The 26,047-nt window shown below is 52.4% G+C and carries 17 protein-coding genes; 12 read left to right on the top strand and 5 right to left on the bottom strand.

All coding sequences use genetic code 11. From position 1 onward, the window contains the following. Positions 1-44 precede the first annotated feature (44 nt). Complete coding sequence (locus tag LX66_RS03865; RefSeq protein WP_145710570.1) at positions 45-788, bottom strand: biotin--[acetyl-CoA-carboxylase] ligase; 744 nt, start codon at positions 786-788, stop codon at positions 45-47. A 172-nt stretch (positions 789-960) separates the two neighbouring features. Here LX66_RS03865 and rsfS point away from each other — a divergent pair, with 172 nt between their 5' ends. The 5 genes from rsfS to LX66_RS03840 all read left to right on the top strand — a co-directional run bounded on the left by rsfS (position 961) and on the right by LX66_RS03840 (position 5,579). Further along, positions 961-1,362 (top strand): ribosome silencing factor, encoded by a 402-nt coding sequence (rsfS, locus tag LX66_RS03860; protein ID WP_145710569.1) that lies wholly within the window; start codon positions 961-963, stop codon positions 1,360-1,362. Between the two features lie 160 nt (positions 1,363-1,522). Further along, positions 1,523-3,556: an ATP-dependent zinc metalloprotease FtsH gene (ftsH, locus tag LX66_RS03855; RefSeq protein WP_145710568.1), complete on the top strand. Its 2,034-nt coding sequence runs from the start codon at positions 1,523-1,525 to the stop codon at positions 3,554-3,556. Between the two features lie 9 nt (positions 3,557-3,565). Further along, complete coding sequence (locus tag LX66_RS03850) at positions 3,566-4,201, top strand: LutC/YkgG family protein (protein WP_145710567.1); 636 nt, start codon at positions 3,566-3,568, stop codon at positions 4,199-4,201. Between the two features lie 77 nt (positions 4,202-4,278). Continuing rightward, positions 4,279-4,719 carry a hypothetical protein gene (locus LX66_RS03845; RefSeq protein ID WP_145710566.1) on the top strand — a complete coding sequence of 147 codons (441 nt, stop codon included), beginning with the start codon at positions 4,279-4,281 and terminating at the stop codon, positions 4,717-4,719. Between the two features lie 92 nt (positions 4,720-4,811). Continuing rightward, on the top strand, positions 4,812-5,579 hold the full coding sequence (locus LX66_RS03840) for a UDP-2,3-diacylglucosamine diphosphatase (protein ID WP_211365986.1): 768 nt from the start codon (positions 4,812-4,814) through the stop codon (positions 5,577-5,579). On the opposite strand, the gene recO is transcribed toward LX66_RS03840, so the two are convergent. Both recO and porZ read right to left on the bottom strand, forming a co-directional pair. Beyond that, entirely contained in the window at positions 5,580-6,314 is a 735-nt protein-coding gene (gene recO / locus LX66_RS03835; protein ID WP_145710565.1) for a DNA repair protein RecO, read from the bottom strand. 100 nt (positions 6,315-6,414) lie between these two features. Beyond that, on the bottom strand, positions 6,415-8,697 hold the full coding sequence (gene porZ, locus LX66_RS03830; RefSeq protein ID WP_145710564.1) for a type IX secretion system anionic LPS delivery protein PorZ: 2,283 nt from the start codon (positions 8,695-8,697) through the stop codon (positions 6,415-6,417). A gap of 210 nt (positions 8,698-8,907) precedes the next feature. On the opposite strand from porZ, the gene LX66_RS03825 reads away from it, so the two are divergent. The 7 genes from LX66_RS03825 (at position 8,908) to LX66_RS03795 (ending at position 23,236) form a co-directional block, all read left to right on the top strand. Then, positions 8,908-11,241, top strand: a complete 2,334-nt coding sequence (locus LX66_RS03825) for an efflux RND transporter permease subunit (RefSeq protein ID WP_244620280.1) — start codon at positions 8,908-8,910, stop codon at positions 11,239-11,241. A gap of 248 nt (positions 11,242-11,489) precedes the next feature. Then, positions 11,490-12,206, top strand: a complete 717-nt coding sequence (locus LX66_RS03820) for an IS1595 family transposase (protein WP_145710562.1) — start codon at positions 11,490-11,492, stop codon at positions 12,204-12,206. Between the two features lie 566 nt (positions 12,207-12,772). Further along, positions 12,773-15,988, top strand: a complete 3,216-nt coding sequence (locus tag LX66_RS03815; RefSeq protein ID WP_145710561.1) for a SusC/RagA family TonB-linked outer membrane protein — start codon at positions 12,773-12,775, stop codon at positions 15,986-15,988. 27 nt (positions 15,989-16,015) lie between these two features. Next, positions 16,016-17,467 (top strand): SusD/RagB family nutrient-binding outer membrane lipoprotein, encoded by a 1,452-nt coding sequence (locus tag LX66_RS03810; protein WP_145710560.1) that lies wholly within the window; start codon positions 16,016-16,018, stop codon positions 17,465-17,467. A gap of 603 nt (positions 17,468-18,070) precedes the next feature. Continuing rightward, entirely contained in the window at positions 18,071-21,172 is a 3,102-nt protein-coding gene (locus LX66_RS03805; RefSeq protein ID WP_145710559.1) for a SusC/RagA family TonB-linked outer membrane protein, read from the top strand. 20 nt (positions 21,173-21,192) lie between these two features. Then, positions 21,193-22,674 carry a SusD/RagB family nutrient-binding outer membrane lipoprotein gene (locus LX66_RS03800; protein WP_145710558.1) on the top strand — a complete coding sequence of 494 codons (1,482 nt, stop codon included), beginning with the start codon at positions 21,193-21,195 and terminating at the stop codon, positions 22,672-22,674. Between the two features lie 46 nt (positions 22,675-22,720). Next, positions 22,721-23,236: a hypothetical protein gene (locus LX66_RS03795; protein ID WP_145710557.1), complete on the top strand. Its 516-nt coding sequence runs from the start codon at positions 22,721-22,723 to the stop codon at positions 23,234-23,236. An 84-nt stretch (positions 23,237-23,320) separates the two neighbouring features. Here LX66_RS03795 and LX66_RS03790 read toward each other — a convergent pair whose 3' ends face one another. Together LX66_RS03790 and gatB are read right to left on the bottom strand one after the other, a co-directional pair. Then, positions 23,321-24,484, bottom strand: a complete 1,164-nt coding sequence (locus LX66_RS03790) for a TlpA disulfide reductase family protein (protein WP_145710556.1) — start codon at positions 24,482-24,484, stop codon at positions 23,321-23,323. A gap of 61 nt (positions 24,485-24,545) precedes the next feature. Then, entirely contained in the window at positions 24,546-25,988 is a 1,443-nt protein-coding gene (gatB, locus tag LX66_RS03785; RefSeq protein WP_145710555.1) for an Asp-tRNA(Asn)/Glu-tRNA(Gln) amidotransferase subunit GatB, read from the bottom strand. Positions 25,989-26,047 lie beyond the last annotated feature (59 nt).

The raw sequence follows: 26,047 nt of genomic DNA, 5'->3' as shown, positions 1-26,047 counted from the left end.
AGAATGCTGAATGCAAAACGCCGGATGCGTTAAGCGTTCCGCCCTCAGCGTACAACTACAAATTCCACTTCCCCGAAGCTCAGCTCCAGCAGCGTGCCGTCCCTTTCTAGGCACAGCCGGCCGTCCGGCAGCACATCACGGATTATTCCCTGGAAATACTCGCCCTGCATGCGGTACAGGCCCGGCTCATTCAGCCGGAACAGCCGGCTTTTGTATGCCTCCAGTACGGTGGTATAGTGCACCGGTTGCAGCTTTTGCAGCCAGGGCTCCAGGCACCGGCACAGTTCCTGTCCCAGCGCTACCGCATCCCATGCCCGCCCGGTGATCTGCTGCAGGGATACAGGGTTGGGCAGGTGCTCCGGGAAACGGGTCTGGTTAATGTTGATGCCGATGCCGGTTATGGCATATTGCCATGTACTGCCTCTCAGTACGTTCTCGATCAGGATGCCCCCTGCCTTTCTGTCACGCCAGTAAATATCATTGCTCCACTTAATGCAGGTCTCATCGCCGGCGTATTGGCCGAAGAAATCCGTAGCGCCCAGCGCCACGGCTGCGCTAAGCAGGAACTGCCGGGAAAGCGGCAAGCCGCCGGGTTGCAGGGCGATGCTCAGCATCAGGTTTTCTCCCGGGGGCGATAGCCATTGCTTGCCCCGCTGCCCTTTTCCGGCTGTTTGCTCCATGGCAAACCAGGTGGTGCCGTGCGTTATCTGCCCGGTATTTACCTGCTCCATGGCATAGTTATTGGTGCTGTCTACCTGGTCTAGAACGTAAAATGGTTGTCCGATCACGGTAAAAATGCTTATTTGATAATTTTAGCAGAAGCCGGTCCGAAAAGTAGCGCATTTTATTGTTTTATTAACATTTACAGGCCATTGGCGGCACATTAATAAACAGGATATTTGCCGCTTCTTTAGTAATTTTGACAATTAAAGTTTATTTTTAACAAAAACAAGATTTTTATTGGCACCCTTAACCGTTCTGAGCACGCGTAAAAAAGCGCAAACACGCTTAAGCAGAGACAGTGAGATTTTTACCACCATCATAAAGGCCATCCAGGAAAAAAAGGGGGAAAACATTGTATCCCTGGATCTGCGCCAGATCCCTGAAGCTGTGGCCGATTTCTTTATCATATGCGAAGCAAATTCTAACACACAGGTAAGGGCCATTGCAGACTATGTGGAAGAGCAGGTGCGGGAAAAAACAGGTGAACAACCTTACAAGCACGAAGGCTTTACCGCTCAGCAATGGATACTGGTAGACTATGTGAATGTGGTGGTGCATGCCTTTCAACCCGAAACCCGCAAATTCTATAACCTGGAGGAGATGTGGAGCGACGCTGAAAGGATGGAACATAACGATTGAACAAAAATCTAATATATTAGTTAGATATAATGGCTAACTATTCAACATATATCCGGATAGTTAGCTTAACGCATTATTAGCTATTAACAAATAATAGTTAATGATAAAAAAAATATGAAATATTTGCAATAAACATCCGTAAAGGAGCGACTAGATTATTATGGAAAGAGGCAACAATTTTTCTAAGGGTTCGGATAAATCGCCAAAGAAAGGACCAAAGTTCAATATATACTGGGTCTATGCCTTTATTGGCATCGCCCTGCTGGCTATGAACTTTCTCGACTTTCGTTCACAGCCGCAAGAGATCAGCTTTCAGCAGTTCCAGTTGGACTATTTACAGCCGGGAGACGTGGAAAAGCTGGTGGTGGTGAACAAGAAATATGTGGAGGTTTACATCAAGAAAGAGAAGCTGAACGAGCCCAAATACGAGAAAGTGGCCAAAGGCCGCTTTGGTGCGCCCAACCCCGGGCCCCACTTCCAGTTCAGCATCGGCAGTGAAGAAAGCTTTAAAGCCGACCTGGACAAGGCGCAACAGAACGTAAAAGCGGAAGACCGCGTGAACGTTTACTACGTAGACCGGCAAAGCTGGTTTGAACCGGTGTTCCAGTTGTTGCTGCCTATCATTCTCATCATCGGCCTGTGGATACTGCTCATGCGTAAAATGGGCGGCCCTGCCGGCAGCAGCGGCGGTCCCGGCGGTATCTTCAATATCGGCAAATCCAAAGCCACCCTTTTTGACAAAGGCACCCGCGTGAACATTACCTTCAATGACGTAGCCGGCCTGGATGAAGCCAAGGTGGAAGTGATGGAGATCGTGGACTTCCTTAAAAACCCGAAGAAATACACCGCCCTGGGCGGTAAAATACCCAAAGGCGCCCTGCTGGTAGGCCCTCCCGGCACCGGTAAGACCCTGCTGGCCAAAGCCATGGCCGGGGAAGCGCAGGTACCCTTCTTCTCCATGTCCGGCTCCGACTTCGTAGAGCTGTTCGTGGGTGTAGGCGCCAGCCGTGTGCGCGACCTGTTCAAACAGGCCCGTGAAAAAGCGCCCTGTATCATCTTCATTGATGAAATAGACGCCATCGGCCGCGCCAGGGGCAAAAACGTAATGATGAGCAATGACGAGCGGGAGAACACCCTGAACCAGTTGCTGGTGGAAATGGATGGCTTCGGCACTGATAGCGGAATCATCATCCTGGCCGCTACCAACCGCCCGGACGTGCTGGACAGCGCCCTGCTGCGCCCCGGCCGTTTTGACCGCCAGATCTCCATCGACAAGCCGGACCTGGCTGGCCGCGAAGCCATCTTCGACGTACACCTGAAACCCATCAAGAAATCACCCAACCTCGATATTAAGAAGCTGGCCGCCATGACCCCCGGTTTTGCCGGTGCGGACATTGCCAACGTATGTAACGAGGCCGCCCTCATCGCCGCCCGTAAAGGCAAGAGCGAAGTGGAAATGGAAGATTTCAACGATGCGGTGGACCGTGTAATAGGCGGCCTGGAGAAAAAGAACAAGATCATTTCACCGGAAGAGAAAGAGGTGATCGCTTACCACGAAGCCGGCCATGCTATTTGCGGCTGGTACCTGGAGCATGCCAATCCCCTGGTGAAAGTGACCATCGTACCGCGCGGTGTGGCCGCCCTCGGCTACGCGCAGTACCTGCCCAAGGAACAATACCTCTACAATACCGAGCAACTGATGGATGATATCTGCATGACCCTGGGCGGCCGTGCGGTGGAAGACATCGTGTTCGGAAAAGTATCTACCGGTGCGCAGAACGACCTGCAGGTGATCACCCGCATGGCCTATGCCATGGTAACGGTGTACGGCATGAACGACAAGGTGGGCAATGTATCCTTCTACGATCCTAACAGCGATCAGTCATTTACCAAACCGTATTCCGAGGAAACGGCCAAAATGATCGATGAAGAAGTGCGCCACCTGATTGAAAGGGCTTACAACCGCACCAAAACACTGCTCACGGAAAAGCTGGAGCAGGTGAAGATACTGGCCCAGGAGCTGCTGAAGAAAGAGGTGCTGTACCAGGCAGACCTGGAAAGACTGATCGGTAAGCGCCCTTATGATACCCATAAGGAGCATCACCTGAGCAAGGAAGGAATGGCTCCGGATGGCGTACATCCCGCCGATATCATCAATCCTATCAATCCTTCCCCCACACCTCTTAATGCGTAATAGCAGGATATGAAGGTATCTCCGGCAAAGGAAAATATTCTCAAGAGAGTACGGAATGCATTAAGCCAGTCGGTACAGTTGCCCTTCCCTAATTCGGAGGGCAACAACTCCGTTTTTAAAACGGAGAACGAAGGACTGGAGCTGAAGTTTGCGGAGGAGTTTGCCCGCCTGCAGGGCAAGTTCATTTTCTGCACCGGCAAGCATGAAGTAGTGGAGAACCTGCAGGCCCTGGCCGCGCATAAGGAATGGAACCATGTGTACTGCCAGACGCCTTCCCTGCTGAAAGCATTCAAACTGGGACAACTGCCTTTTCTTAACAAAGGGGATATGCACAGCGCAGATGCCGCTATTACGGATTGCGAATACCTGGTGGCCCGTACCGGCACCATGGTGCTAAGCGCGGCGCAACCGTCCGGCAGGGCGCTGCCGGTATATACGCCGGTGCACCTGGTAATAGCTTATACGCACCAACTGGTGTTTGACCTGAAGGACGCCATCAGCCGGCTCAAGGACCGGTATAACGGGGTGCTGCCCTCATCCGTGTCCTTTGCATCAGGCCCCAGCCGTACCGCGGATATTGAAAAAACGCTGGTAGTGGGGGTGCACGGGCCCAGGGAGGTGTACGTTTTCCTGGTAGACGAATAGGCATACAATCATCTAATTATGATAAACAGCGCCCTGATAGCATTGGGGCGCTGTTCTGTTAAGCATACAATCGAGCTATGAAGCGTTTTTTATTGGCCCTTGCCGTTATTTTTTCCCAGCTATCCTGCAATACCGCGCCCTCCGGCGCCAACACCGCGGTGTTGAAGATCACGGAGCCCGGCGCCGTGTTCTATACACCGAATGAATACAAGCTGCGCCAGTTGCAAAAGGAGTTCGGCGAAAAGAGCTATCCCGGCATCGCCGCCCTTAACCAGCAGTACATGGACAGCGCCCGGCAGTTCCTGGCCAGCCGCAATGTGAAGATCATCAACACCAGCCAGTTCAGGCTGGAGTTCGTGAAAAAGGACGGAACGGTTATACCGCTGGACCTGAACCATTCCAAGTATGCCTGGGAGATATTCCTGTTCAATGGCATTGACGATCCTGTACAGGTTGATAAAACCAACATACGGGAAGAGTACCGTGCGGCCCGCATGGGGAAAATTAGTAATGAATAATTAAGAACTAATAATATTGAGGCAGCTAAGTTGCCATGAAACATTTGCGTAACGATTATTCATTATTAACTATTAATTATTAATTAAAAAGGATGCACCAGATTGAGGTACCTGCCGGTAAACGGATCTATTTTGCTTCGGACTTTCACCTGGGCGCGCCCGATGCCACAGCCAGCCGTGAGCGGGAACGGCGCATTGTACGCTGGCTGAAGGAAATAGAGCAGGATGCCCATCATATTTTCCTGGTAGGGGATATTTTCGATTTCTGGTTTGAGTACAAAGAGGTGATCCCCAAAGGATATGTGCGCCTGCTGGGCAAGCTGGCCGACCTCTCGGACCGGGGCATCGGCATCTCCGTGTTCATTGGCAACCACGACATGTGGATGAACGGGTATTTTGAAAATGAGCTGAACATCCCCGTATATTTTGAGCCGCAAACCTATACCATTGGCGGCAGGCGTTTTTACATAGGCCACGGCGACGGGCTGGGCCCCGGCGATCATGGCTATAAGTTCCTGAAAAAAGTGTTCCGCAACCCGGTGTGCCGCTGGCTTTTTGCCCTGCTGCATCCCTCATGGGGCATTGCCCTGGCCAATTACTTCAGCCGTAAAAGCCGGGCTGCCACCGGTATGGAGCTGGAGCAGTTCCTGGGAGAAGAGAATGAATGGCTGGCCATTTACTGCAAGGAAATACTGCAGCAGGAACATTTTGATTACTTCATTTTCGGACACCGCCATCTGCCCCTGGACCTTCCCGTTGGTCCCGGCAGCCGCTACATCAACCTGGGCGACTGGCTGAATTATTTTACTTACGCCGTTTTTGACGGGCAAACCCTGGAGCTGAAAAAATACAGCGATTAGCTAGCTTAATATTTCATGCAGGATGGAGGGCGAGTGCAGCTCGGTGAAATCCGGCAGGTGCAGCTTCAGGAAGTCCAGGTAGGCGTACAGCAGTTTACGCCTGCGGTCCTTGCTCATGGATATCTGCGCCAGCGCCGTTAGCTGGGAGCATTGGAACAGTGTATCCGTAAGCTGGCTGTTCACATCATCCAGGTGATTATTATGGTGTGGGGGCAGGTCTGTAAAGGTGCCTTCCTGCAGGTCCAGGTAGGGGGTGTATTCCGAATAGCGGCCGTTGAGCCGGAAGCCCAGCATGGCCGCCAGTTTCAGGGTAAAATACAGCGGAAGGTTAGCCGCTACCGGGGGCTCGCTTTGATCCAGCAGTTGCAGGGTATGCTCTGCCAGGTAGTACAATTCCAGGTGCTGCTCCGGTTGCTTCAGGCAGCGCTGCAGCAGTTCTATCATGTACAGGGCCACGGTATTTTTCACCACGTTAAAATGCAGCGCTGTATAAATGTACCCCAGCTTGAACTCCGATATCCGTTGCAGGTTCTTTTGCTCATGGTGATACACCACCATCTCCAGTATGTTGCCCGGCTGTAGCAGGTTGCCTTTCGCAGCCTTTGGCTTTGCGCTGCGCACCCCGTTCACCAAATAGGACTGTATGCCGAACAGTTCAGTAAATACGCTGGCAATCACGCTGGTATCCCCGTACTTGACCGCTCTTAATACTATGCCCCTTGTCTTATGTAGCATGATAGAATTAATAATAAATAATGAACAATTAATAATCGTTATGCCAGCGGTTTATTGTGTCATAGCCGTCCCAATATTATTAATTCTTAATTATTCATTATTAATTAATGAAAACAATCTTTGTCACTAACCGTCCCCGGCCATTTTCATCCGCCGCAAACACCAGGTACACGCCGCTTTGCGGCCGGTGCCCGGTATAATCCAGTCCGTTCCATACGGCCTGCCCACCCTGTGCGTGGGTATCGAACACCAGCCGCCCGCGGATGTCCGTGATTTTTACCCGGGCATTGGCGCTAAGCCCGCGAATGGCGATGGTGCCGCTGTAGCCGGGAGGTACCGGGTTCGGGAACACCAGCACGCTGTCCGCCTCCATATGGTCCACACCTTCCGTCGCATTTCCCCGGAAGGAGACCAGGCCCAGGCGGGTGGCGAAAAACACTTCGCCGGTAGCAGGGTTAACAGTGATCCTGTTAACGGCATTGTCCGGCAGCGGGCTGTTGTCGGTGTTAAAATGCGCCAGTATCTGCTCGCCGCTGGCATTGATCAGCCATACGCCGTTGAGGGTGCCCACCCATTTCTGGTTGGCGCCGTCTACCGCGATGGTATTTACCTGCTCGTCCCGGAACAGGTAGCCGGCAAAGTTGCCTTCCTGCACTACGGGCAGGTAGGCGCTGCAGCCTGTGCTGCTTACAGCGCCTGCACAGGGAAATATGGCGATACCCCTGGTGGTGCCGGCCCATATCCATCCATCCTTGTCTTTGGCCAGGCAGCGCACATCATTGGAAGGAAGATTGCCCTGGTCCGCACCGCTGCGGTAGAGTGTCCACTGATCATCGGCCGTATTTTCCAGGCTGCCGCCGTGGTTGAATACAAAGAGGCCGTTCTCTCCCGGCGAAAGGATCCACAACTGGTCATGATCGTCTACCAGTATATCGCTAACGGCGTTGTAGGCATGCGCATAGGGTATGCGGAAACTAAGCCAGCTATCATCCGGCTTTTTTACCAGTACGTTCCTTTCCGCCCCGTAGGAACTGAGCCAGAGGTTGCCGGCAGCGTCGGTGGCCAGGCCGCTTACGCGACAGGCCTGCGGATCGTCTACGGGGGCAGGCAGCACCGGCTGCTGGATAAGGGTGTGGCCGCCATTGGCGTCCAGCGCCAGCAGTCCCTTGCTGAAGGAGCCCATATAGCGGGTGCCGTTGGCATCGGCTGCTATGGGCAGCAGGTCGGTTATCGTGTCCAGGTAAGGCTGGGTGGTATAATTGTAGTTATGCCACTGTTCGTTCTCAAAAACATAGTACCCGTTGCGGTTACCGGCTGGCGTCCAGTTGTCCGTTACGCCGCCGGCAGTGGCCCACAGGCTGTTGTGCAGGAACAGCATCCGGCCGTTTACAATGCCGGCCGGCGCATTGGGGGTGATGCTGGTTACGCTGCTGCCGTCATACAACAAAAGTCCCTGCTGCGCATCCGCTATCCAGGTGGCGCCGCCTGCCGCGGTAGCCTGGGCCGGGGCCTGTATCAGCGGGTGTTGCAGGGTAGCGCGCACGGTGCCGTCTGCATCCAGGGAAAGCACGCGCGCGCTGCCGGTCGAAGATTGCTCGCATAATAATAATTGTTGCCCGCTTACCTGCGGGGAATTGATATGCCACCCGTCTGCGTACCAGGGTTGCCAGCTTCCCTGCTGCCAGGTAAAGAGGCTGTCTCCCTGCCGGCAGATGAGGCGTTGCTGCAGGTAGGCCACGGTTTGCACGGTTCCCGGCTGCAGGCCCTGCATCAGGGACGTCCAGCTCTGGTAGCTGGCCAGGTTGCTGCCGCTCACCGGCGCCCGCCGGACGCCTTCCGGCGTGGCGGCATAAAAGTACTGCCCGTCGGTAGTTACCGCGTAATTGGCCGCATAGCTGCCATCGCTGCTGGTAATATAGGTATCGGATACTTCCCGCTTGTCCGGGTTCACCACTACAATGCCAAAGCCGGTGGCCAGCCAGGCCTGCCCCTGGTAGAAGAAAATGCTGTGAATGGTTTTATCGCCCTGTATGTTCTTGCGGAGAATGTCCGGCAGGTTGTATACCCGTTCCTGTTGCAGCAGGTCCACGTTGCCGTTCCGGTAGCCCGTTACTAGCAACCCACCGTCGCTGCTGGCCCCTATGGCGCTGATATTGGCGTCATGCAGCCCGTTCAATTTGCTGTAACGGGTTATGTCATGGTCTTCTACCGTTACGGAGAACATATTATATGCCGTTGCACAATAGACCCGGTTGCTGCCGCTTACCACCGCCAGTGCCTGCCGGTAGGGCAGATGTTCCCGCCAGCGCCCCAGCGGCACCTGTTGTGCGTGGGCAATAATTGCCTGTAATGATAAGAGGAGGAGGAGAAGTGAGCGGATCATACTTATGCGAAAATAATATATTACTTCGTTGAAATATGCTTCATTTGTCTCCTTGGCAGCGCATCAGCATATTAGTACATTAGTAAATTATTTATTTACCTTTACGCTATTTATAAAATCGAAAAATTCCTTATGTGGCAACGCTTAGCAGGTTGGGTGTTAAAGTTTCGTCTACCTTTATTGATATTGCTGTTGGCCGGAACTGCTGTAATGGCATACTACGCAAGCAAAGTAGAGTTATCCTATGAATATGCCAGCGCCATACCAAGGGATAATCCAGAATTTCTTACTTACCAGCACTTCCGGGAGCAGTTCGGGGAAGATGGCAATATGATCGTGCTGGGCGTACAGACAGACCGCTTCTTTACCACTGGTTTCTTTAATGATTATGTGCAGTTGAATAAGGATATCAAATCCGTTCCGGCTGTAGAGAATATCCTGAGTGTGCCCGTAGCCGTTAACCTGGTAAAGAATGACAGCACCCGGCGGCTGGCCGTGGCGCAGCTCTTTCCTGACCGGCCCTTGCAACAGGCGCAACTGGACAGCCTGGCCGGCGTGTTCCGCTCCCTGCCCTTTTACCAGGGACTGCTGTACAATCCCGGTACGAAGGCCTACCTGATGGCCATACGCATCAATAAGGATGTGATGAATTCCGCCCGCCGCACCGGCGTGGTTAATAAGATCATGGAACTGGCAGACGGGTTTGGCGCAAAGCACCAAACGCAGGTGCGCCTCAGCGGCCTTCCCCTGATACGCACCATCCTCGCCAATATGGTAGCGGATGAAATGAGGCTGTTCCTCAAGCTGTCTTTTGTATTGACGGCGCTGATCCTGTTCCTGTTCTTCCGCTCCTTCAGCGCGGTGCTCATGTCCATGATCGTAGTGGCCATCGGCGTGATATGGTCGGTAGCTACTATTGTGCTGTGCGGGTACAAGATCACCCTGCTCACCGGCCTTATTCCGCCGCTGATCGTGGTGATCGGTATTCCCAACTGCGTGTATTTCCTGAACAAGTATCATACGGAGTATGCCAAACACTCCAACAAGACCAGGGCGCTGGTGCGCATGATACAAAAGATGGGCATTGTCACCCTGTTCACCAATATTACAGCCGCCATCGGCTTCGGGGTGTTCTACTTCACCAAAAGCCCCTTGCTGAAAGAGTTTGGCGTAGTGGCAGGCGCCAACATCATGTTCATCTTCCTGATCTCCTTCATTTTCCTGCCGGCGGTGCTCAGTTACCTGCCGCCGCCCCATACCCGGCATACCAGCTACCTGGATAATCCTGTGTTCAGGAAGTTACTGGATGGGCTCACCGCCCTGGTGTTCCGCTACCGGCCCTGGGTATACCTGGTAACGGGTATTATGGTGGTGCTGGCCATTGCGGGCATGCTGCGCCTGCGTCCGGAAGCCTACATGCTGGACGATATTCCTAAAAGCGATCGCCTGTATACGGACCTGAAATTCTTTGAGCAGCACTTCAAGGGCGTGATGCCCCTGGAAATTACGGTAGATACTAAACGAAAGAACGGCGTGATCAGCCTGCAGTCCCTGAACCGGCTGGACGAGCTGACGAAGCTGATAGCGGCTCAGCCGGATTTTGCCCGCCCGCTGAGCGTGGCCGAAGGCATCAAGTTTGCCCGGCAGGCCTATTATAATGGAGACAGCACCAGCTACAGCGTGCCCAACCAGTTCGACATCAGCTTCCTGGCGCCTTACCTGCGGATGAAAAGCGCCGGCGGCGACAACTCCACCTTTACCAAGCTGGTGGCCTCCTTTATGGACAGCACCCGGCAGGTGGCGCGCCTGAGCGTGAACATGGCCGATGTAGGCTCCCGCCGGCTGCCTGCCCTGCTGGACTCCCTGCGCCCGCGGGTAAACGAGATATTTGACACCGCCCATTATAACGTAGCCTTTACCGGTACCAGCGTGATCTTCCTGGAAGGCAGCCGGTTTATCATTAACGGTCTTACGGAAAGCATCCTGCTGGCCTTTCTGCTGATCATCGGCTGTATGCTGTATTTGTTCCGCAGTTGGCGCATGCTGCTGATCTCGCTGATACCTAACATCATCCCGCTGGCCGTGACCGCCGGGGTGATGGGGTGGCTGGACATTGCCCTGAAACCCTCCACGGTATTGGTATTCAGTGTGGCGCTGGGCATTGCTATAGATGTGACCATCCGTTTCCTGGTAAACTTCAAGCAGGAATTGCCGCAGCATAACCTGGATATTTCCGCTACCGTAAAACAAACGATCCATGAAACCGGGCTGAGCATCATATATACATCTATGATCCTGTTCGCCGGCTTTATGATATTCAGCTTCAGCGAATTTGGCGGCACCAAGTCACTGGGTTGGCTCACTTCGCTGACACTGGTAATGGCCATGGTCACTAACCTGACCATACTGCCGGCCCTGTTGCTGTGGATGGAAAAGGCGCTGATCAAAAAAGCGAAGAAGAAGGAGCTGTGGACCCCGCTGGATGAAGAGCCTGATGTGGAAATGTCAAAATTGGGGTTGGAGGATGAGGCGGAAAAGGCGTAAGTATCTGCCAATATGCTAAACATCTGCTGTAAAATGCTGAACATGGACAACTGGCTGCCATTTGCCGGCGTCCGTGTTTAGCATTTTTCATTTTTCCCGGTATTTATCGGCAGTTCCGCTTCTTTCATTTGCCTCAAATAATCTAGTAAGCAGCATTCATCCCACCGTTTTCGCCGCTTGTATAAAAGCGTGCTGTATACCCGTTAAAAAGTAGGAGGTTTAACCTGCCATTCTAACCTTCTTGTTCAATGAAAAACAGGTACTTAAAGGGCGCTCACTTGTCTGAGCGAAAATTTAAGGAGATCCTTAAGCTCTTCTCTGAAGATCTCACGGCTACACAAATAGCCAGTATCAGTGGGGTCAGCCGGGTAACGGTCAATAGTTACCTGAAGAAAATCCGTCAGCAAATTGCCAGGTACTGCGAGCTGCAACAGCCTGCAGACAGCATTGGAAGACCACCGGTCAGCAACAACCATGAGCGGCATGAGCATCATGAGTCCCGTAACGGGCATGATGGGACCGTAACAGTGAAGACCGAGGTAAGCCGTGCTATCAAACCGATCGTGTTCGGGATCTACCGGCATGCAGACCGATTGCATACAGAAATATTACCCGACGTAAGCCGGGCCATGATCCACGCTATTGTAAGAGGCCGCTCTGTATTAGAAACTTTGGGGACAGCGGAGCGGATACGTCACTTCAACAACCTGGTAGACCTCGGACATTACCGCCTGTACCGCCTCGAGCACAGTATAGCCAGTGAGGGTGCCAATGGCGCCTGCACCGAGGACATAGATGCGTTCTGGGGTCTTACCAAGCATCGTTTGGCCAAGTTCAAAGGGCTGAACCGCAATACAGTTTACCTGCATCTGAAAGAATGCGAGTTCCGGTATAACCACCGGAATGAAGAGCTGTACGAGGTTTTGCTCAATCTGCTGAAAACGCATCCTTTGAATCTCTCCTGATAAGGCCTTCATTGCTGTCTTTAGGTCATGTGCAATTGCTTAATCACGGCAATGACAGCCGCGTCTGTAAACATATTATTGTAAGATTCTATCTTAAATCTGGGATTATCTGGATTTAGATTTTGGTTGATGAGTCGCAGGCGGTATTCATGCCGCTTGCCCGTTTTTTTCACTGGCTAGATAAAAAGACGTCCTATATTTATCTTGTGTGTTGACCCACGGCCCTGCTTGTACTGTACTTACTTATCCAGTATGAATATTATTAATGTGTTAATATGTTGTTAATTCTTTTCTTGTAACGTGGTATTTATGTGTGATAACGCGTATTTCTAATATGAATAGCATTAATTTTGAAACGTTAAATAATCGTTAAGAGGCAATCAGGAAGCTTTGCTTACAAGAACATAAAAGATAATCTGCTGTTATACCTGCTTACGGAGGTTGCACACTCCCTGTTAAGCAATTCATGACGATGTGTTAACTATTTAAACGGACGTTGCAAGACGTTCCGGGGACGTAGTATTTTTTGAACCAAACAAAACAATATCAACAAAACTAAACTGCTTATGAGGAAAGGTCTATTTCTTCTGCTGTCAGTATTGTTCCTTGTCGGTCAGGCTTTTGCACAGAGCCGCACCATCAAAGGCAAGGTTACATCAGCAGATGATGGTCAACCGGTAATAGGTGCCACCGTATTAGTAAAGGGCACCTCCACAGGCGTTGTTACAAACCCCGACGGCGAATACACGCTGCAGGTACCCGAAGGGTCCAACACGCTGGTTTTCAGGTCCATAGGTATGCAGGACCAGGAAGTAACGCTGAAAGGCACCAACAATGTAAATGTCGTATTGCATCCCGATGTTACCAACCTTACTGAGACCGTTGTAACGGCCAACGCTATCCGGCGTGACAAAAGCTCCCTGGGCTACGCCGCTCCCACACTGAAAACAGAAGACCTGACCAAGGCGCAGGTGGCCAGCCCGCTGAATGCACTGGCCGGTAAAGTGGCAGGTGTGAACATTTCCAGCAGCGCCTTTGCCCCCAATAGTTCCTCCAGGATCGTGATCCGCGGCGGTTCTTCCATTGCCGGCAACAACCAGGCATTGCTGGTAATAGATGGTATGCCCATCGACAACTCCAGCATTATTGGTGGCGATGACAGCCGCAGCAGCATTGACTTCGGTAACCGCGGTAACGATATCAACCCGCAGGACATCGAGTCCGTAACCGTGCTGAAAGGCCCGGCTGCCGCTGCACTGTACGGTTCCCGTGCCTCCAACGGTGCCTTGATCATTACTACCAAATCCGGTAAAGGGCGCCAGGGCAAGAAAAATGAAGTAACGGTGAACAGCTCCGTTACCTTCTCCAACATCCTGAAACTGCCGGAATTCCAGAACGAGTACGGCGAGGGGTACAACAACAGCGTGATCGACCCCAAGGAGAACTGGAGCTGGGGCCCGGCATTTGACGGCGAAATGAAAGAATGGGGCCAGTCCATCAACGGCGTGCGCCTTCAAAAGCCTTATGTGGCCCAGCCGGACAACGTAAAGAACTTCTTTGAAACGGGCGCCATGTTCAACAATAACGTAGCCCTTTCCGGTGCCGGTGACAAAACCACCTACTATTTATCATTGAACAGCCTGAACTCCGATGGAGTAATGCCCGGCAACTATGATAAATATAACAAGTACAGCGTGCGCTTTAACGGCAGCGCCGAGCTGAGTAATAAAATAACCACCAGCATCTCTGTTAATTATAGCAAGATCAACAGTAACCTGGTACAGGGCGGTCAGGGCGAAGGCTCCGTGTATGACAACGTGATTCAGACGCCCCGGGATATTCCCCTGGATAAAATGGGCGATCTGAATAACCCGTACTACAGCATGGGCGGCTTTTATAACGCAGATGGCACGGAAGTGTATGGTTACTACGGTGCTTATACCATCAGCCCGTACTACATCCTGAAGAATTACCGCAATGAGAACGAAGTGGACCGCGTAACCGGTAATGCTACCATTACCTACAAGCCGGTGGAATGGCTGGATGTAGTGGAAAGGGTAGGCGCAGATATTTATTCTGACCGTCGTAAGTACAAGTATCCCAAGTTCAGTGTGATCCCTGCAGATGATCTGGGGGTGGATTACTCCGAGGACAATACCCATAGCAGCAACGGTAAATACGGTGAGGAAAACTATAACCTGACCGAGTTCACCCACGACCTGATGATCACCGCCAAAAAAGAGTTTAGCTCCGACTTTGGCGCCAGCCTGATGGTAGGCCATAACGTGCGTATCCGTAATTTCAATAGCCTGATCACGCAAACCAACCGGTCTACCGGCCTGGTAGTGCCGGGATGGTATAGCCTGGATAACAGCGACGGCCCGGTATATACATTTAACGAAGAATTGCCCAGGCGCCTGGTAGGTTTGTATGCCGACCTGAACCTGCACTACCGGCAGATGTTATACCTGGGTGTAACTGCACGTAACGACTGGTCTTCTACCCTGCCGGCGGCAAACAGGTCTTTCTTCTATCCCAGTGTGAATGGTTCCTTTGTGTTCACCGAGTTGTTGCAAGGGTCTTCTATCAGCAACATCCTGAACTATGGTAAACTGCGCGCAAGCTGGGCACAGGTAGGTAACGATGCCAATCCTTTCCTGCTGGCTACCTATTTCAATAAAACAGACATTGCCGGCAGCTTTGGTAACACTACCTTCCCCTTCAATGGCATTCCCGGCTATACCAAGGGCAACCGCATTGGTAATGCAGACCTGAAACCGGAGATCACCACCGCCTATGAAGTAGGTACAGAGCTGAATTTCCTGAACAACAGGCTGTCCGTAGACTTCTCTTATTATAATAACAGGTCCAAAGACCAGATCCTGAATGTGCCCATCGCACCCGGTACCGGCTACTCCTCCAAAGTGCTGAACACAGGCGAAGTAGAGAACAAAGGTATTGAGCTGGGCCTGCGCGGCACACCCATCCGTACGGCTTCCGGCTTTACCGTGGAACTGTACGGTACCTACACCAAGAATGACAATGAAGTGATAGATATTGCCGGTGGCGTAGACCAGGTAGTACTGGGCGGTGTTGGTGGCATGGCCATTGTTGCCGCCAAGGGTAAGCCTTACGGTACCTTCTATGCCCAGGATATTGTACGCGATCCCCAGGGCCGTGTAGTGATCAGCCCTGCAGACGGTATGCCGGTACTGACCAGCACAGCCGTATACCTGGGCTCCTACAACCCGGATTACATGGCCTCACTGGGCGCCAACATCTCTTACAAAGGATTTAGCTTCGGCATCCTCTTCGATACCAAGCAGGGTAATAAGTTCTTCTCCCGCACCAAGGACATCATGGACTTTGTAGGCACTGCTCCTGAAACAGTAGTAGGCGGCCGCGAAGAACGTATCTGGGAAAACTCCGTGATCGAAACTGAACCGGGCAAGTATGTGGAAAATACAGAGTATGGTTATTTCCCGCAGGACTGGTTTACCAGCAAGATCCCTTCCGGCCAGCACGTGATAGATGGTTCCTATGTAAGGCTGCGTGAAGCCAGCCTGAGCTACCGCCTGCCGGCTCACCTGCTGAAGAGAACACCGTTTGGCTCTGCTTCCATTGGCGTCTTTGGTAACAACCTGGCCCTGTGGACCGCTGCAGAGAACGTTTATGCAGATCCGGAAGTGAATTCCGGCGGTGCTTCGAACGAGCAAGGCTTTGACTTTACGGCCCAGCCTTCCCTGCGGAACTATGGCGTGAACCTGAGGATCACTTTCTAAGTTTTTAAAAGTTAAAGATCATCGAACATGAAATTGACAAAGAACAGATATATAACCAAATCCGTAGCAGGCATGCTGGCAGTGCTGACACTGTCTGTAACCGGATGTAAGAAGTTCCTGGATGTAAACGACAACCCTAACCTGCCTGAAGAAGTGGATGTGCCATTGATCATGCCTTCTCCGCAGGCCGCTATTGCGCATGTGGTGGGCAACCCGTTCCAGATCTTCGGTAGCATATGGGGCCAGTACTGGACACAGTCTCCATACTCTTCCCAGTACAAAGTCATAGACCAGTATCAACCCAGCTCTTCCAGCTTTGACCGGCCCTGGGGTATGCTGTATAATGATGCCCTGGAAGACCTGCAGATCATTATCAGCAACAAGGGGCAGGAAAAGTACAAGCAGTACGCTGGTATTGCTTACCTGCTGAAAGCCTATGATTTCCAGTTGATCACGGACGCATTTGGAGATGCGCCCCTGAAAGACGCCGGCCTGGGTGATGAGAACCTGAATCCCCGGTATGACTCACAGCAGGAGATATACGACAGCATCTTCAGCTATATTGATCAGGGACTGGCGCTGATCGATGCTTCCTCCGCATTTGCACCCGGTTCTGAAGACCTGGTGTTCCAGGGAGATATGGAGCAATGGACCGCATTCGGCAACACGCTGAAGCTGCGCGCTTACCTCCGCCTGTCTGAAGTGGACGCCGACAAGGCCCAGGCTGGCATTGCCGCACTGGAAGGCCAGCCTTTCCTGACGGTAGACGCCAAGATCGAGTACAGCACTACCGGCGGTAACCAGAACCCGCTGAATGCTGAAATGATCGGGCTGGGCAGGACCCAGAACCTGGTAGCCAGCGCCACTGCCGTAAATGCCATGAAAGCGCTGAACGATCCGCGTGTGCTGGTATTTTACCGGCCTATTCCCGGTACTACCACGGTAACGCCTATACCGCAGGGCAGCTTTAATACAACACCCACGGTTACCATCTGTACACCGTCTTACATAGTAGGAGCACGCGCCAGCGATCCTAACTCCGCCCTGGCCCCCGTGAAGCTGATCTCCGCTGCCGAGAGCTACTTCCTGCAGGCAGAAGCTGCCGCCCGTGGCTGGTTGTCCGGCAATGCACAGCAACTGTATGAGCAGGGCATTACTGCCAGTTTCACCTCTTACGATGTAGATCCGGGTACTTATATTACGGATGTAGTAGCCCAGTGGCCCGCCGGCATGGATGCCCAGATCGAAGCCATCATCACGCAGAAGTATTTTGCGATGTGTGGCAACCAGGGCTTTGAGGCCTGGACAGAATGGCGCCGTACTGGTTATCCTACTTTCTTTGTACGGTCAGAAGCTTCCGTGCTGGGAGCAGGCCTGTTCCCCATGCGTATGCTGTATCCCAATACAGAACTTACGCGGAACAGCAACTTCCCCGGTATAAAGACCATTACAGAAAAAGTATGGTGGGATGTAGAATAGTATAAAGGGTATATACCAGATAAGAAGAGGCCGCCTCCTGTAACGAGGCGGCCTCTTCGTTTTTATAGCGCTATATTAATAACGATTATTATAAATATTATATTTATTTATTAAATGAAGTTATTTTTTGCAGGCCGTTGATACCTAATTGGTTTTTTTGTTGTAAATTATAGTTGTAATCAACTTTTTAATCAACCAAAATCTGCCTTATGAAACATGCGTTACACTTACACTACATAACATATAAGTTGTAGCTCCCCGTTCCCTGGTATTTTATATATTGCAAATGTGATGAATGAGTTTGAACACCACAAAATCTAAATTAAGTCTAGACCAAAATCAAGATCCAGGGCCTGTTATCCAAAAGAAGGAAAAAGAATCGTAGCAACAACAAATACCCAATTTAGCAGAACCTATGGAATAGCCGCAACATATCGTTTGTGAGGGGTTCCTATGATAGATGATGCCCGGATTGTTTGCCCGTTTATAAGCCAGTGTAATCTCATTGCCTGTGGGAGTGTTTAATACAAGATAAGCACGGGGGACTGCTATACATGAAAACTCAGTCAGATAAATTAACCTTCAATCAAATCAAAATCGCTCATGAAAAAATCTTTACTGCTATGGCTGTTTATGGCCTTGGGTGTAGTGCAGGCATTGGCACAGACCCGCACGATCACCGGCAAGATAACGGATGCCAAAGATGGCGCGCCGCTTCCGGGCGTCACCATCTCTATTAAAGGAACCAACACCGGTACGCTTACCGGCCCCGATGGTAATTTCAGGCTGGAAGCCGGTCAGGATGCCCAGGCGCTGGTGGTCAGCTTTATTGGTTATGAAACACAGGAAGTATCCCTGGGCAACCGCACCAATTTTTCCCTGCAGTTAAAAACCGATACCAAGAGCCTGCAGGAAATAGTGGTAACGGCACAGGGCATTGTGCGCGATAAACGCTCCCTGGGCTATGCCACCCAGAATGTTACCGGCGATGAACTGTCGCAAAAGTCAGAGCCCAATGTGCTGAATGCACTGGCAGGTAAAGTGGCCGGTGTGAACATTGTTGGCTCCAGCGGCGCCCCCGGTGCCAGCACCAATATCTTCATCCGCGGTATCACCTCCTTTACGGGCAACAACCAACCCCTGATAGTGGTGGACGGGATCATTTTCAGTAACGACCTGGATGCAACGGAAAACACCTTGTTCGGCTCCCAGCCTGCCAACCGCCTGGCCGACATCAGCCCGGAAAGTATCGAATCCATTAATATACTGAAAGGCCCTGCTGCTGCCGCACTGTACGGCTCCCGTGCATCCAACGGCGCTATTGTGATCACTACCAAAAGAGGGCAGCAACTGACCGGTAAAACGGAAGTTACCTTTACCTCTTCCGTTAATTTCCAGCAGGTGTCCGGCTGGCCCAAACTGCAGAACCAGTACGGACAGGGTATCAACAATGATTTCATAAATACTACCACCAGTTCCTGGGGGCCGGCCTTCGGTACCCTGGATTCCGTAACTACCTCCTGGGGAGAAAGAGTACCCTACAGGGCTTACCCGGACAACGTGAAGGATTTCTTTAAAACCGGCCATATTATCCAGAACGGGCTGCAACTGGCTTCCGGTACGGCGGATAACAACATTTCCCTTTCTGTCTCCAGCATGTTCCAGAACGGTGTTATTCCCAGCACCAAGTTTGACCGTAACAGCATTCAACTGGCGGGTAACAAAAAACTGGAGAATGGCATTACTTTCAATGCATCCATCAATTATGTAAGAAGTGTGCAGGGCGGGGTGCCGCAGGGCAATGGCGGCAGCGCCGCCGGCCAGCTCACCCGTATTCCCAGGAGCTTTGACCTGATAGGTATGCCTTACCAGGATGCTAATAAACAAAGCATTTACTACAACCCTTCGCAGAACCACCCGTTGTGGAGCACCGAACATGAGCGGCTGACCAGCAAGGTGGACCGCGTTTTTGGTAACTTTATCATCGGCCGCGACATTACGGACTGGCTGAATGTATCCTACCGCGTAACCGCTGACGTATATACGGACCGCCGGAAACTGTTCCTGGAAATAGGAGCCGCTAGGGCGCCTACCGGCCAGGTAGTAGAGGATCAGTTCTTCCGCTCCGAGCTGAATGGCGACCTGATGATCCGGGCACATAAAGATAACCTGTTCACCCAGGGATTAAATGTATCAGGCTTGCTGGGGCATAACCTGAACCAGCGCGATTTCCAGAACTCCACTGTTTTTGCAGAAGAGCTGACCATCCCGGATTTCCAGAATCCCAGCAATGCCAGCGTATTTTCCCAAAGCGCGGAGGTTACCGAGCGCAGAAGACTGGTAGGGTATTATGGCCAGTTGAACTTTAACTATAAAGATTACCTCTACCTGGAACTGACCGGTAGGTTGGACCAGTCCTCCACCTTACCGAAGGATAAGAACAAGTATTTTTATCCGGCTGCATCCTTTAGCTTTGTGCCTACTACAGCATTTAAACTGGAATCTGATGTACTTTCCTACCTGAAGGTGAGAGGTGCCATCGCCAGGGTGGGTAATGATGCCGATCCTTATTTGTTGCAGACGGTATTTGCAAAAGCCGGTTTTGGTAATAACCTGGCCAGTATCTCCTTCCCTATTTCCGTTGGCGGCGGCAGCATCCCCGGTTTCCAGCCATCCACCCGGATAGGCAGCAATACATTAACACCGGAGTTCACTACATCCTATGAGGGAGGTTTGAATATTGGCTTATTCCGGAATCGCGTGAGCCTGGACGCAACCTACTTCTATACCAGGAGCTCCGACATGATATTCAATGTGAATGTATCCAACTCTTCCGGCTTTGATACGCGCACTACCAACGTGGGCCTGATGACCAACAAGGGCATCGAGCTGCTCCTGAACGCTACGCCGGTACGCGTATCAGATTTTAGCTGGGATGTGTCCGTAAACTTTACCCGCATCAGGAACATGGTGAAAGAGATCGCACCGGGTATTGAGAGCTCCGCTATCCCCGGCAATGCGTTCATCGGCATACAGCCTTCCATTGCGGTAGATCAGCCTTACGGCGTGATCATCGGCACCAAATTCCGCAGGAACGATAATGGCGAGCTGCTGGTGAATGGCGCTACCGGCGTGTATGTACCCGGCGAAGCCGGCCAGGTGATCGCAGATCCTAACCCCGATTGGCTGGGCGGTATTACCAACACCCTGCGCTACAAGGGGCTGAGCCTGTCCTTCCTGGTAGATACCCGCCAGGGCGGTGATATTTATTCTTTTGGTATGGTGGACCTGAAAAATACCGGCGCGCTGGAGATTACGGCGGCTGACAGGGATCAGCCGAGAATTCTGCCGGGCGTAATAGAAGTGGCAGACAAGCAATACATCCCCAACAACATACAGATCAGCGCACAAACCTATTGGGGCGCCCTGGGCGGCCTGGCTTCCGAAGGAGCGGTATTTGACGCAACGGTGTACCGTTTAAGGGAGATCTCCCTGAACTATGCGCTGCCTTCCCAGTTGCTGAACAAGACACCCTTTGGCGGGCTGAGCGTGGGCCTGAGCGCGCATAACCTGCTGTTCTATGCACCGCATTTTCCCGGCGATCCGGAAACGAACAGCCAGGGCGCCGGCAATATCCGCGGCTTTGATTACAACGGTGCGCCCAATGTGAGAAGCTATGGCGCGAACCTGCGTGCTACTTTTTAACCTGCTAAAAATGACAACAGATGAAGAAAAGAACTTTAATATATAGCTTGGTGTTGCTGCTTGCTGTGGCGTTTGCAGGCTGCAAGAAATACCTGGATGTAAACGATACACCCAACAACCCTACGAATGTACCGCCCTCCCTGCTGCTGTCGTCAGGGCTGGCCGGCTCCGCATTTTCCAACGCTAATGAATTGAACCGCTTTGCAGCCGTGATAACGGACTACCTGACCGGCGCCGGCGGTAGTCCTGCCGCTTATGATATTTATAACACCAATGGTGCGGACTTTGGCAACCAGTGGCGCTTCGAGATATATGGCGGCGCCCTGATCGTGTATAAAAAAATGATAGATGCCGCCGACGCGGTAGACGCCAAAACCTATTCCGGTATAGGCAAGATCATGATGGCTTACACTTTCAGCATTGCTACAGATACCTGGGGCGATGTGCCTTATTCCGAAGCGCTGCAGGGCGACCTGGAGCTGATCACGCCCCGGATAGACGCACAGGAAAATATCTATAAAGGCGGGGAAGGCATACAGAGCCTTTTTGATATGGTACGCGAAGGCCTGGCCGACCTGGAAATGGAATCCACCTCCACCCCCGGTAATGATGATATTGCGTACGGCGGCGATGTGGCTGCCTGGAAAAAAGCTGGGAATACGCTCCTGTTAAAATTTGCCATGCAGATCAGTGAAAGGGAGCCAGCCCTGGCTGCCAGCGTGATCAATGAAGTGCTGGCCAAAGGCACCGGCGCTTACATTACAACTAATGCAGGTAACCTGGGCATCAACTTCGGCGCCAGCACCGGCAGCCAGAACCCGGTATACTTTTATATATATGAAAGCAGTTTCCGGAATGACCTGATTGTAAGCAGCCGCTATGTAAGCAGGCTGCAGGCGCTGGACGATCCCCGCCTGGAAAAATTCGTTACCCAGCCCGATACCGCCGGTTATGTAACACTGGATAACGGTTACCGGGGTACGCTGCCCCAGCCCACCAGCAATTGGTCACGCTGGAGCACGGTAATAACCGGCGCCAACGGTGTGGGGCCGGTAAAGCTGCTTACCAATGCGCAAAGGGCCTTTATCCTGGCGGAAGCGGAGCTGACGCTGCCCGGCATTAATTTGCCGGCAGGTGCCACCGCTCAATCCTTATACGAGGAAGGTATCCGTGCCTCCATGCTGGACGCCGGCCTGACCGCCACCGAGATCGACAACTATTTTGCCGCCCGCCCGGATGTAGTAACACTTAGCGGCTCTACGGAACAGCAGGTAGCCAAGATCATAGAGCAGAAATATATTGCCTGGACCGGTAACGGCCTGGAAGCCTGGAACGACTGGCGCAGAACCGGCTACCCGGTGCTGCCGGAGCATGACAATGCAGTGGGTGTAGACGGTACGCGCCCGGTAAGGGCACAATATATTGATCAGGAAGTATCCCGTAACCCGGCTTTTACACCCAGCCCGCTGCCTAATGTAAAAGTTTGGTGGGATGCGAATTGATCACCGGCGAAAGCAGACAGAAATTCAAACAGAAAAAAAGTAACAGATGAAAAACATACTCAAAATATTCCTCCTGGTCGCCGGCGTCTTCAGCCTCGCGGCATGCGACAAGGACTTTACCGACGATATTGTAAGGGACAACAAGCCGGAAATACCGGTGACCTTTGAAGGGGCTACAACCAGCGGGTTTAACCCGTATTATACTGTTCAATATAACGGAGGTAATGCAACATTCAGCTTCAACATAACCATACCTTCCAATGCCCGACTGAAAATTAAAGAAGTAACAAAAGCCATAGCAGGCAGTACCGCCCTTACGGTTACCGGCCTGAATACCAGCAGCACGCCGTCCTACCTGGATGGGGCTGTAAGCGTAGGCGGCACCAGTGTTACCATCACTACCAGCATTGCTGAATTTAATAGCAAGGCCAGCCCGGCTATTACCGGCGCTCCCGCCGCCGGCAGTAGTTTTGAGGAGCGGGCTTTTTACTTCCTGCTTACGATGGATGATGACAGCCAGATCGTCCCGGTGCAGTGCCGTATCAGGGTAATGCCTGATTAACAGGGTTGTTTCCTATAAAGAATAAGGGATGGCACTGCGCCATCCCTTATTTAATTTATTGGGTTTAAACCGGATATTTCAATCTTATTTTACTACTTCCTGCAGCTTCTGCTCCAGCGCATTGCCTCTCAGGTTGGCGGCAATGATTTTCCCCTGCGGGTCCAGCAGGAAATTGGTGGGAATGGCGTTAATGCCGTATAAAGGCACTACGGCGGAATCCCAGAACTTCAGGTCACTCACGTGATTCCAGGTAAGACCGTCGGCCTGTATGGCCTGTACCCAGGCTTCTTTCTTTTTATCCAGGGATACGCCCAGTATGGTAAAGTTCTTGTCCTTGTACTGCTGGTAGGCCTTTACCACGTTCGGGTTTTCCATGCGGCAGGGCTTGCACCAACTGGCCCAGAAGTCCACCAGCACGTACTTGCCACGGAAGGAGCTGAGCTTTACCATTTTGCCGGAAGGGTCCGGCAGGGTGAAGTCCGGGGCGGTGTCGCCCACCTTTACCGCCGTCATGTTGGCTTCGTCCCCGGAACCGGCGCCGGCTTGTTGTTCCATTTCGCTGATGCGGGCGCTCAGGCTGCTTACCAGGCTGTTGTCCGGGAAACGTTGGGCAATGCTGTTGATCACCTGCTTTTGTTCGATCAGTTTGGTGGGATCGTTTACCATGCTCAGCGCAAATACGGCATTGGCCGGGTAAGGCGTTTTTTCCGCATGGCTGATAAAGGACTGCTGCAGGTCGGCCTCCTGCTGTTGCAGGCGCTGTACTTTCGCCTGCAGGATACTGTCCGGCGTATTGGCTCCCTGCAGGCTGTCTATAGCCCGCATTTCCAGGGTAAGGGCCTGCCCTTTCTCATTGGCCTCGTTCAGCAATTGCTGCAGGGCCACGGAAGCTTCGGAGCCCCGGATGGTTATTTTATCCAGGTTGTTATAATCTCCTTCAATCTTAATATCATCTGCGCCCAGGGCCAGCAGGATGTACTTGCTGTTGCCAAAGCGTATGCGGTACAATCCCTGTTCCGGTACGGTGCCGCTCAGGGCAAACCGGCCGCTGGCGTCTTTCAGGCTGGTAGTGTCCGCCACCTTCACTTCCTTCAGCGTAAGCTCTTCCAGGAATACCTGTCCCAGCGGAGCATTGCTGAGATGCACATCTATGTTGAAGCTGCCTTTGTCTGTTTGCTGCCCGCAACCTGCCAGCAGCATGCCGATGGTCAGCCACAGGGCTATTTTTCTCATATTGCTCAATCTCATAATGATGGCCTCTTTTGTTTTATGATGAATAAGAGTCGTTCAAATGTAAGAAACTATGCCCTTACTTCAGCCGCTCTGCCAGCAACTGGTTGGTGAGCTTGGGGTCCGCCTTGCCCTGCGACATTTTCATCACCTCGCCCACAAACAGCCCTATGAGGCCTTTTTTGCCGGCTTTGTACTCCGCTACCTTGGCCGGGTACCTGGCCAGCACCGCTTCAATAATGGGCGTAATGTTGTCTGCATTGGTGTCCTGCAGCAGGTTCAGCGCGGTGGCTATTTCCATCGGCGTTTTGCCCGGCTGCTGTACCATTTCCGGGAATATGCGGGAGGAGGCAATGGAAAAGCTTACCTTGCCGGCTTCTGTCAGGTCTATCAGCGCTGCCAGGGAAACGGCCGGGAGCGGGAACTGTTCCATACCGCCGGTATGTTCGTTCAGGTACTGCTTTACAGGGCCCAGCATCCAGTTGGCGGCAGCCTTGTAATGCGGCGCAGCCGCTATCACCTGCTCAAAGTAGGCTGCAGTGGCCTTATCGTCGCACAACACGCGGGCATCGTATTCCGGGAGCTGGTATTGCTGCGTATATTTTTCCACCAGTTCGTCGGGCAGTGCCGGTAAGGAGGCCTTTACCGTTGCCAGGAAATCGTCGCTCAGTTTGAACGGCGCCAGGTCCGGCTCCGGGAAATAGCGGTAGTCGTTTGCTTCCTCTTTGGAGCGCAGGGAGAAAGAGCTGCCATTGGCCGCGTCAAAGCTGCGGGTTTCCTGCACAATGGCGCCGCCGCTCTCCACGATCTCCACCTGCCGTTTTATCTCATTTTCAATGGCTCTTTTAACGTTCCGGATCGAGTTCATGTTCTTCACTTCCACCTTGGTGCCCAGGGTAGTGGCGCCTTTGAGCCGGATGGAAATATTGGCGTCGCAGCGCATGCTGCCCTCTTCCATATTCCCGTCGCATACCTCCAGGTAGCGTACCAGCCGCCGGAGCGCAGTCAGGTAAGCATAGGCTTCATCCCCGCTGTGCAGGTCCGGTTCTGTCACGATCTCCACCAGCGGCACCCCGGCCCGGTTATAGTCCACCAGGGTATTGTCCGGCTCCTGGTCATGCAGGGATTTGCCGGCGTCCTCTTCCATATGTATACGGTTCAACTGAATGTTGCGGGTGCCGGCTGCGGTAGTAATGGTCACATACCCGCCGTTGCAGATAGGCGCGGTATGCTGGGATACCTGGTAGCCTTTAGGCAGATCCGGGTAAAAGTAGTTCTTGCGGGCAAAATAGTTCTCCTGTGCTATTTCGCAGTGGCAGGCCAGGCCCAGCCGTACAGCGTATTCCACTGCTTTTTTGTTCATACGGGGCAGGGTGCCCGGGTGCCCCAGGGTAATGGGACTGATATGGGTATTGGGAGCGCCGCCAAATGCTGCGCTGTCACTGCAGAACAGCTTGCTTTCCGTTAGCAGTTGTGCATGTACTTCCAGTCCTATTACCGCTTCGTATTTGTTATAGTCCATAATCCTGATGGGGCGAAGATATATTTTTTTATCTGCACATTCGCCCCCCGGCCTGCGCT

It is taken from the genome of Chitinophaga japonensis (assembly GCF_007830125.1).
Lineage (GTDB): Bacteria > Bacteroidota > Bacteroidia > Chitinophagales > Chitinophagaceae > Chitinophaga > Chitinophaga japonensis.
This window is presented reverse-complemented; position numbering and strand designations above follow the sequence as displayed.

Bases quoted from the DNA above. Each gene is read 5' to 3' on its own strand.
- LX66_RS03800 (WP_145710558.1), top strand. From the start codon at position 21,193: ATGAAGAAAAGAACTTTAATATATAGCTTGGTGTTGCTGCTTGCTGTG.
- gatB (WP_145710555.1), bottom strand. From the start codon at position 25,988: ATGGACTATAACAAATACGAAGCGGTAATAGGACTGGAAGTACATGCA.
- ftsH (WP_145710568.1), top strand. From the start codon at position 1,523: ATGGAAAGAGGCAACAATTTTTCTAAGGGTTCGGATAAATCGCCAAAG.
- LX66_RS03850 (WP_145710567.1), top strand. From the start codon at position 3,566: ATGAAGGTATCTCCGGCAAAGGAAAATATTCTCAAGAGAGTACGGAAT.
- porZ (WP_145710564.1), bottom strand. From the start codon at position 8,697: ATGATCCGCTCACTTCTCCTCCTCCTCTTATCATTACAGGCAATTATT.
- recO (WP_145710565.1), bottom strand. From the start codon at position 6,314: ATGCTACATAAGACAAGGGGCATAGTATTAAGAGCGGTCAAGTACGGG.
- LX66_RS03815 (WP_145710561.1), top strand. From the start codon at position 12,773: ATGAGGAAAGGTCTATTTCTTCTGCTGTCAGTATTGTTCCTTGTCGGT.
- LX66_RS03795 (WP_145710557.1), top strand. From the start codon at position 22,721: ATGAAAAACATACTCAAAATATTCCTCCTGGTCGCCGGCGTCTTCAGC.
- LX66_RS03810 (WP_145710560.1), top strand. From the start codon at position 16,016: ATGAAATTGACAAAGAACAGATATATAACCAAATCCGTAGCAGGCATG.
- LX66_RS03825 (WP_244620280.1), top strand. From the start codon at position 8,908: ATGGCATACTACGCAAGCAAAGTAGAGTTATCCTATGAATATGCCAGC.
- LX66_RS03820 (WP_145710562.1), top strand. From the start codon at position 11,490: ATGAAAAACAGGTACTTAAAGGGCGCTCACTTGTCTGAGCGAAAATTT.
- LX66_RS03845 (WP_145710566.1), top strand. From the start codon at position 4,279: ATGAAGCGTTTTTTATTGGCCCTTGCCGTTATTTTTTCCCAGCTATCC.
- LX66_RS03805 (WP_145710559.1), top strand. From the start codon at position 18,071: ATGAAAAAATCTTTACTGCTATGGCTGTTTATGGCCTTGGGTGTAGTG.
- LX66_RS03790 (WP_145710556.1), bottom strand. From the start codon at position 24,484: ATGAGATTGAGCAATATGAGAAAAATAGCCCTGTGGCTGACCATCGGC.
- LX66_RS03840 (WP_211365986.1), top strand. From the start codon at position 4,812: ATGCACCAGATTGAGGTACCTGCCGGTAAACGGATCTATTTTGCTTCG.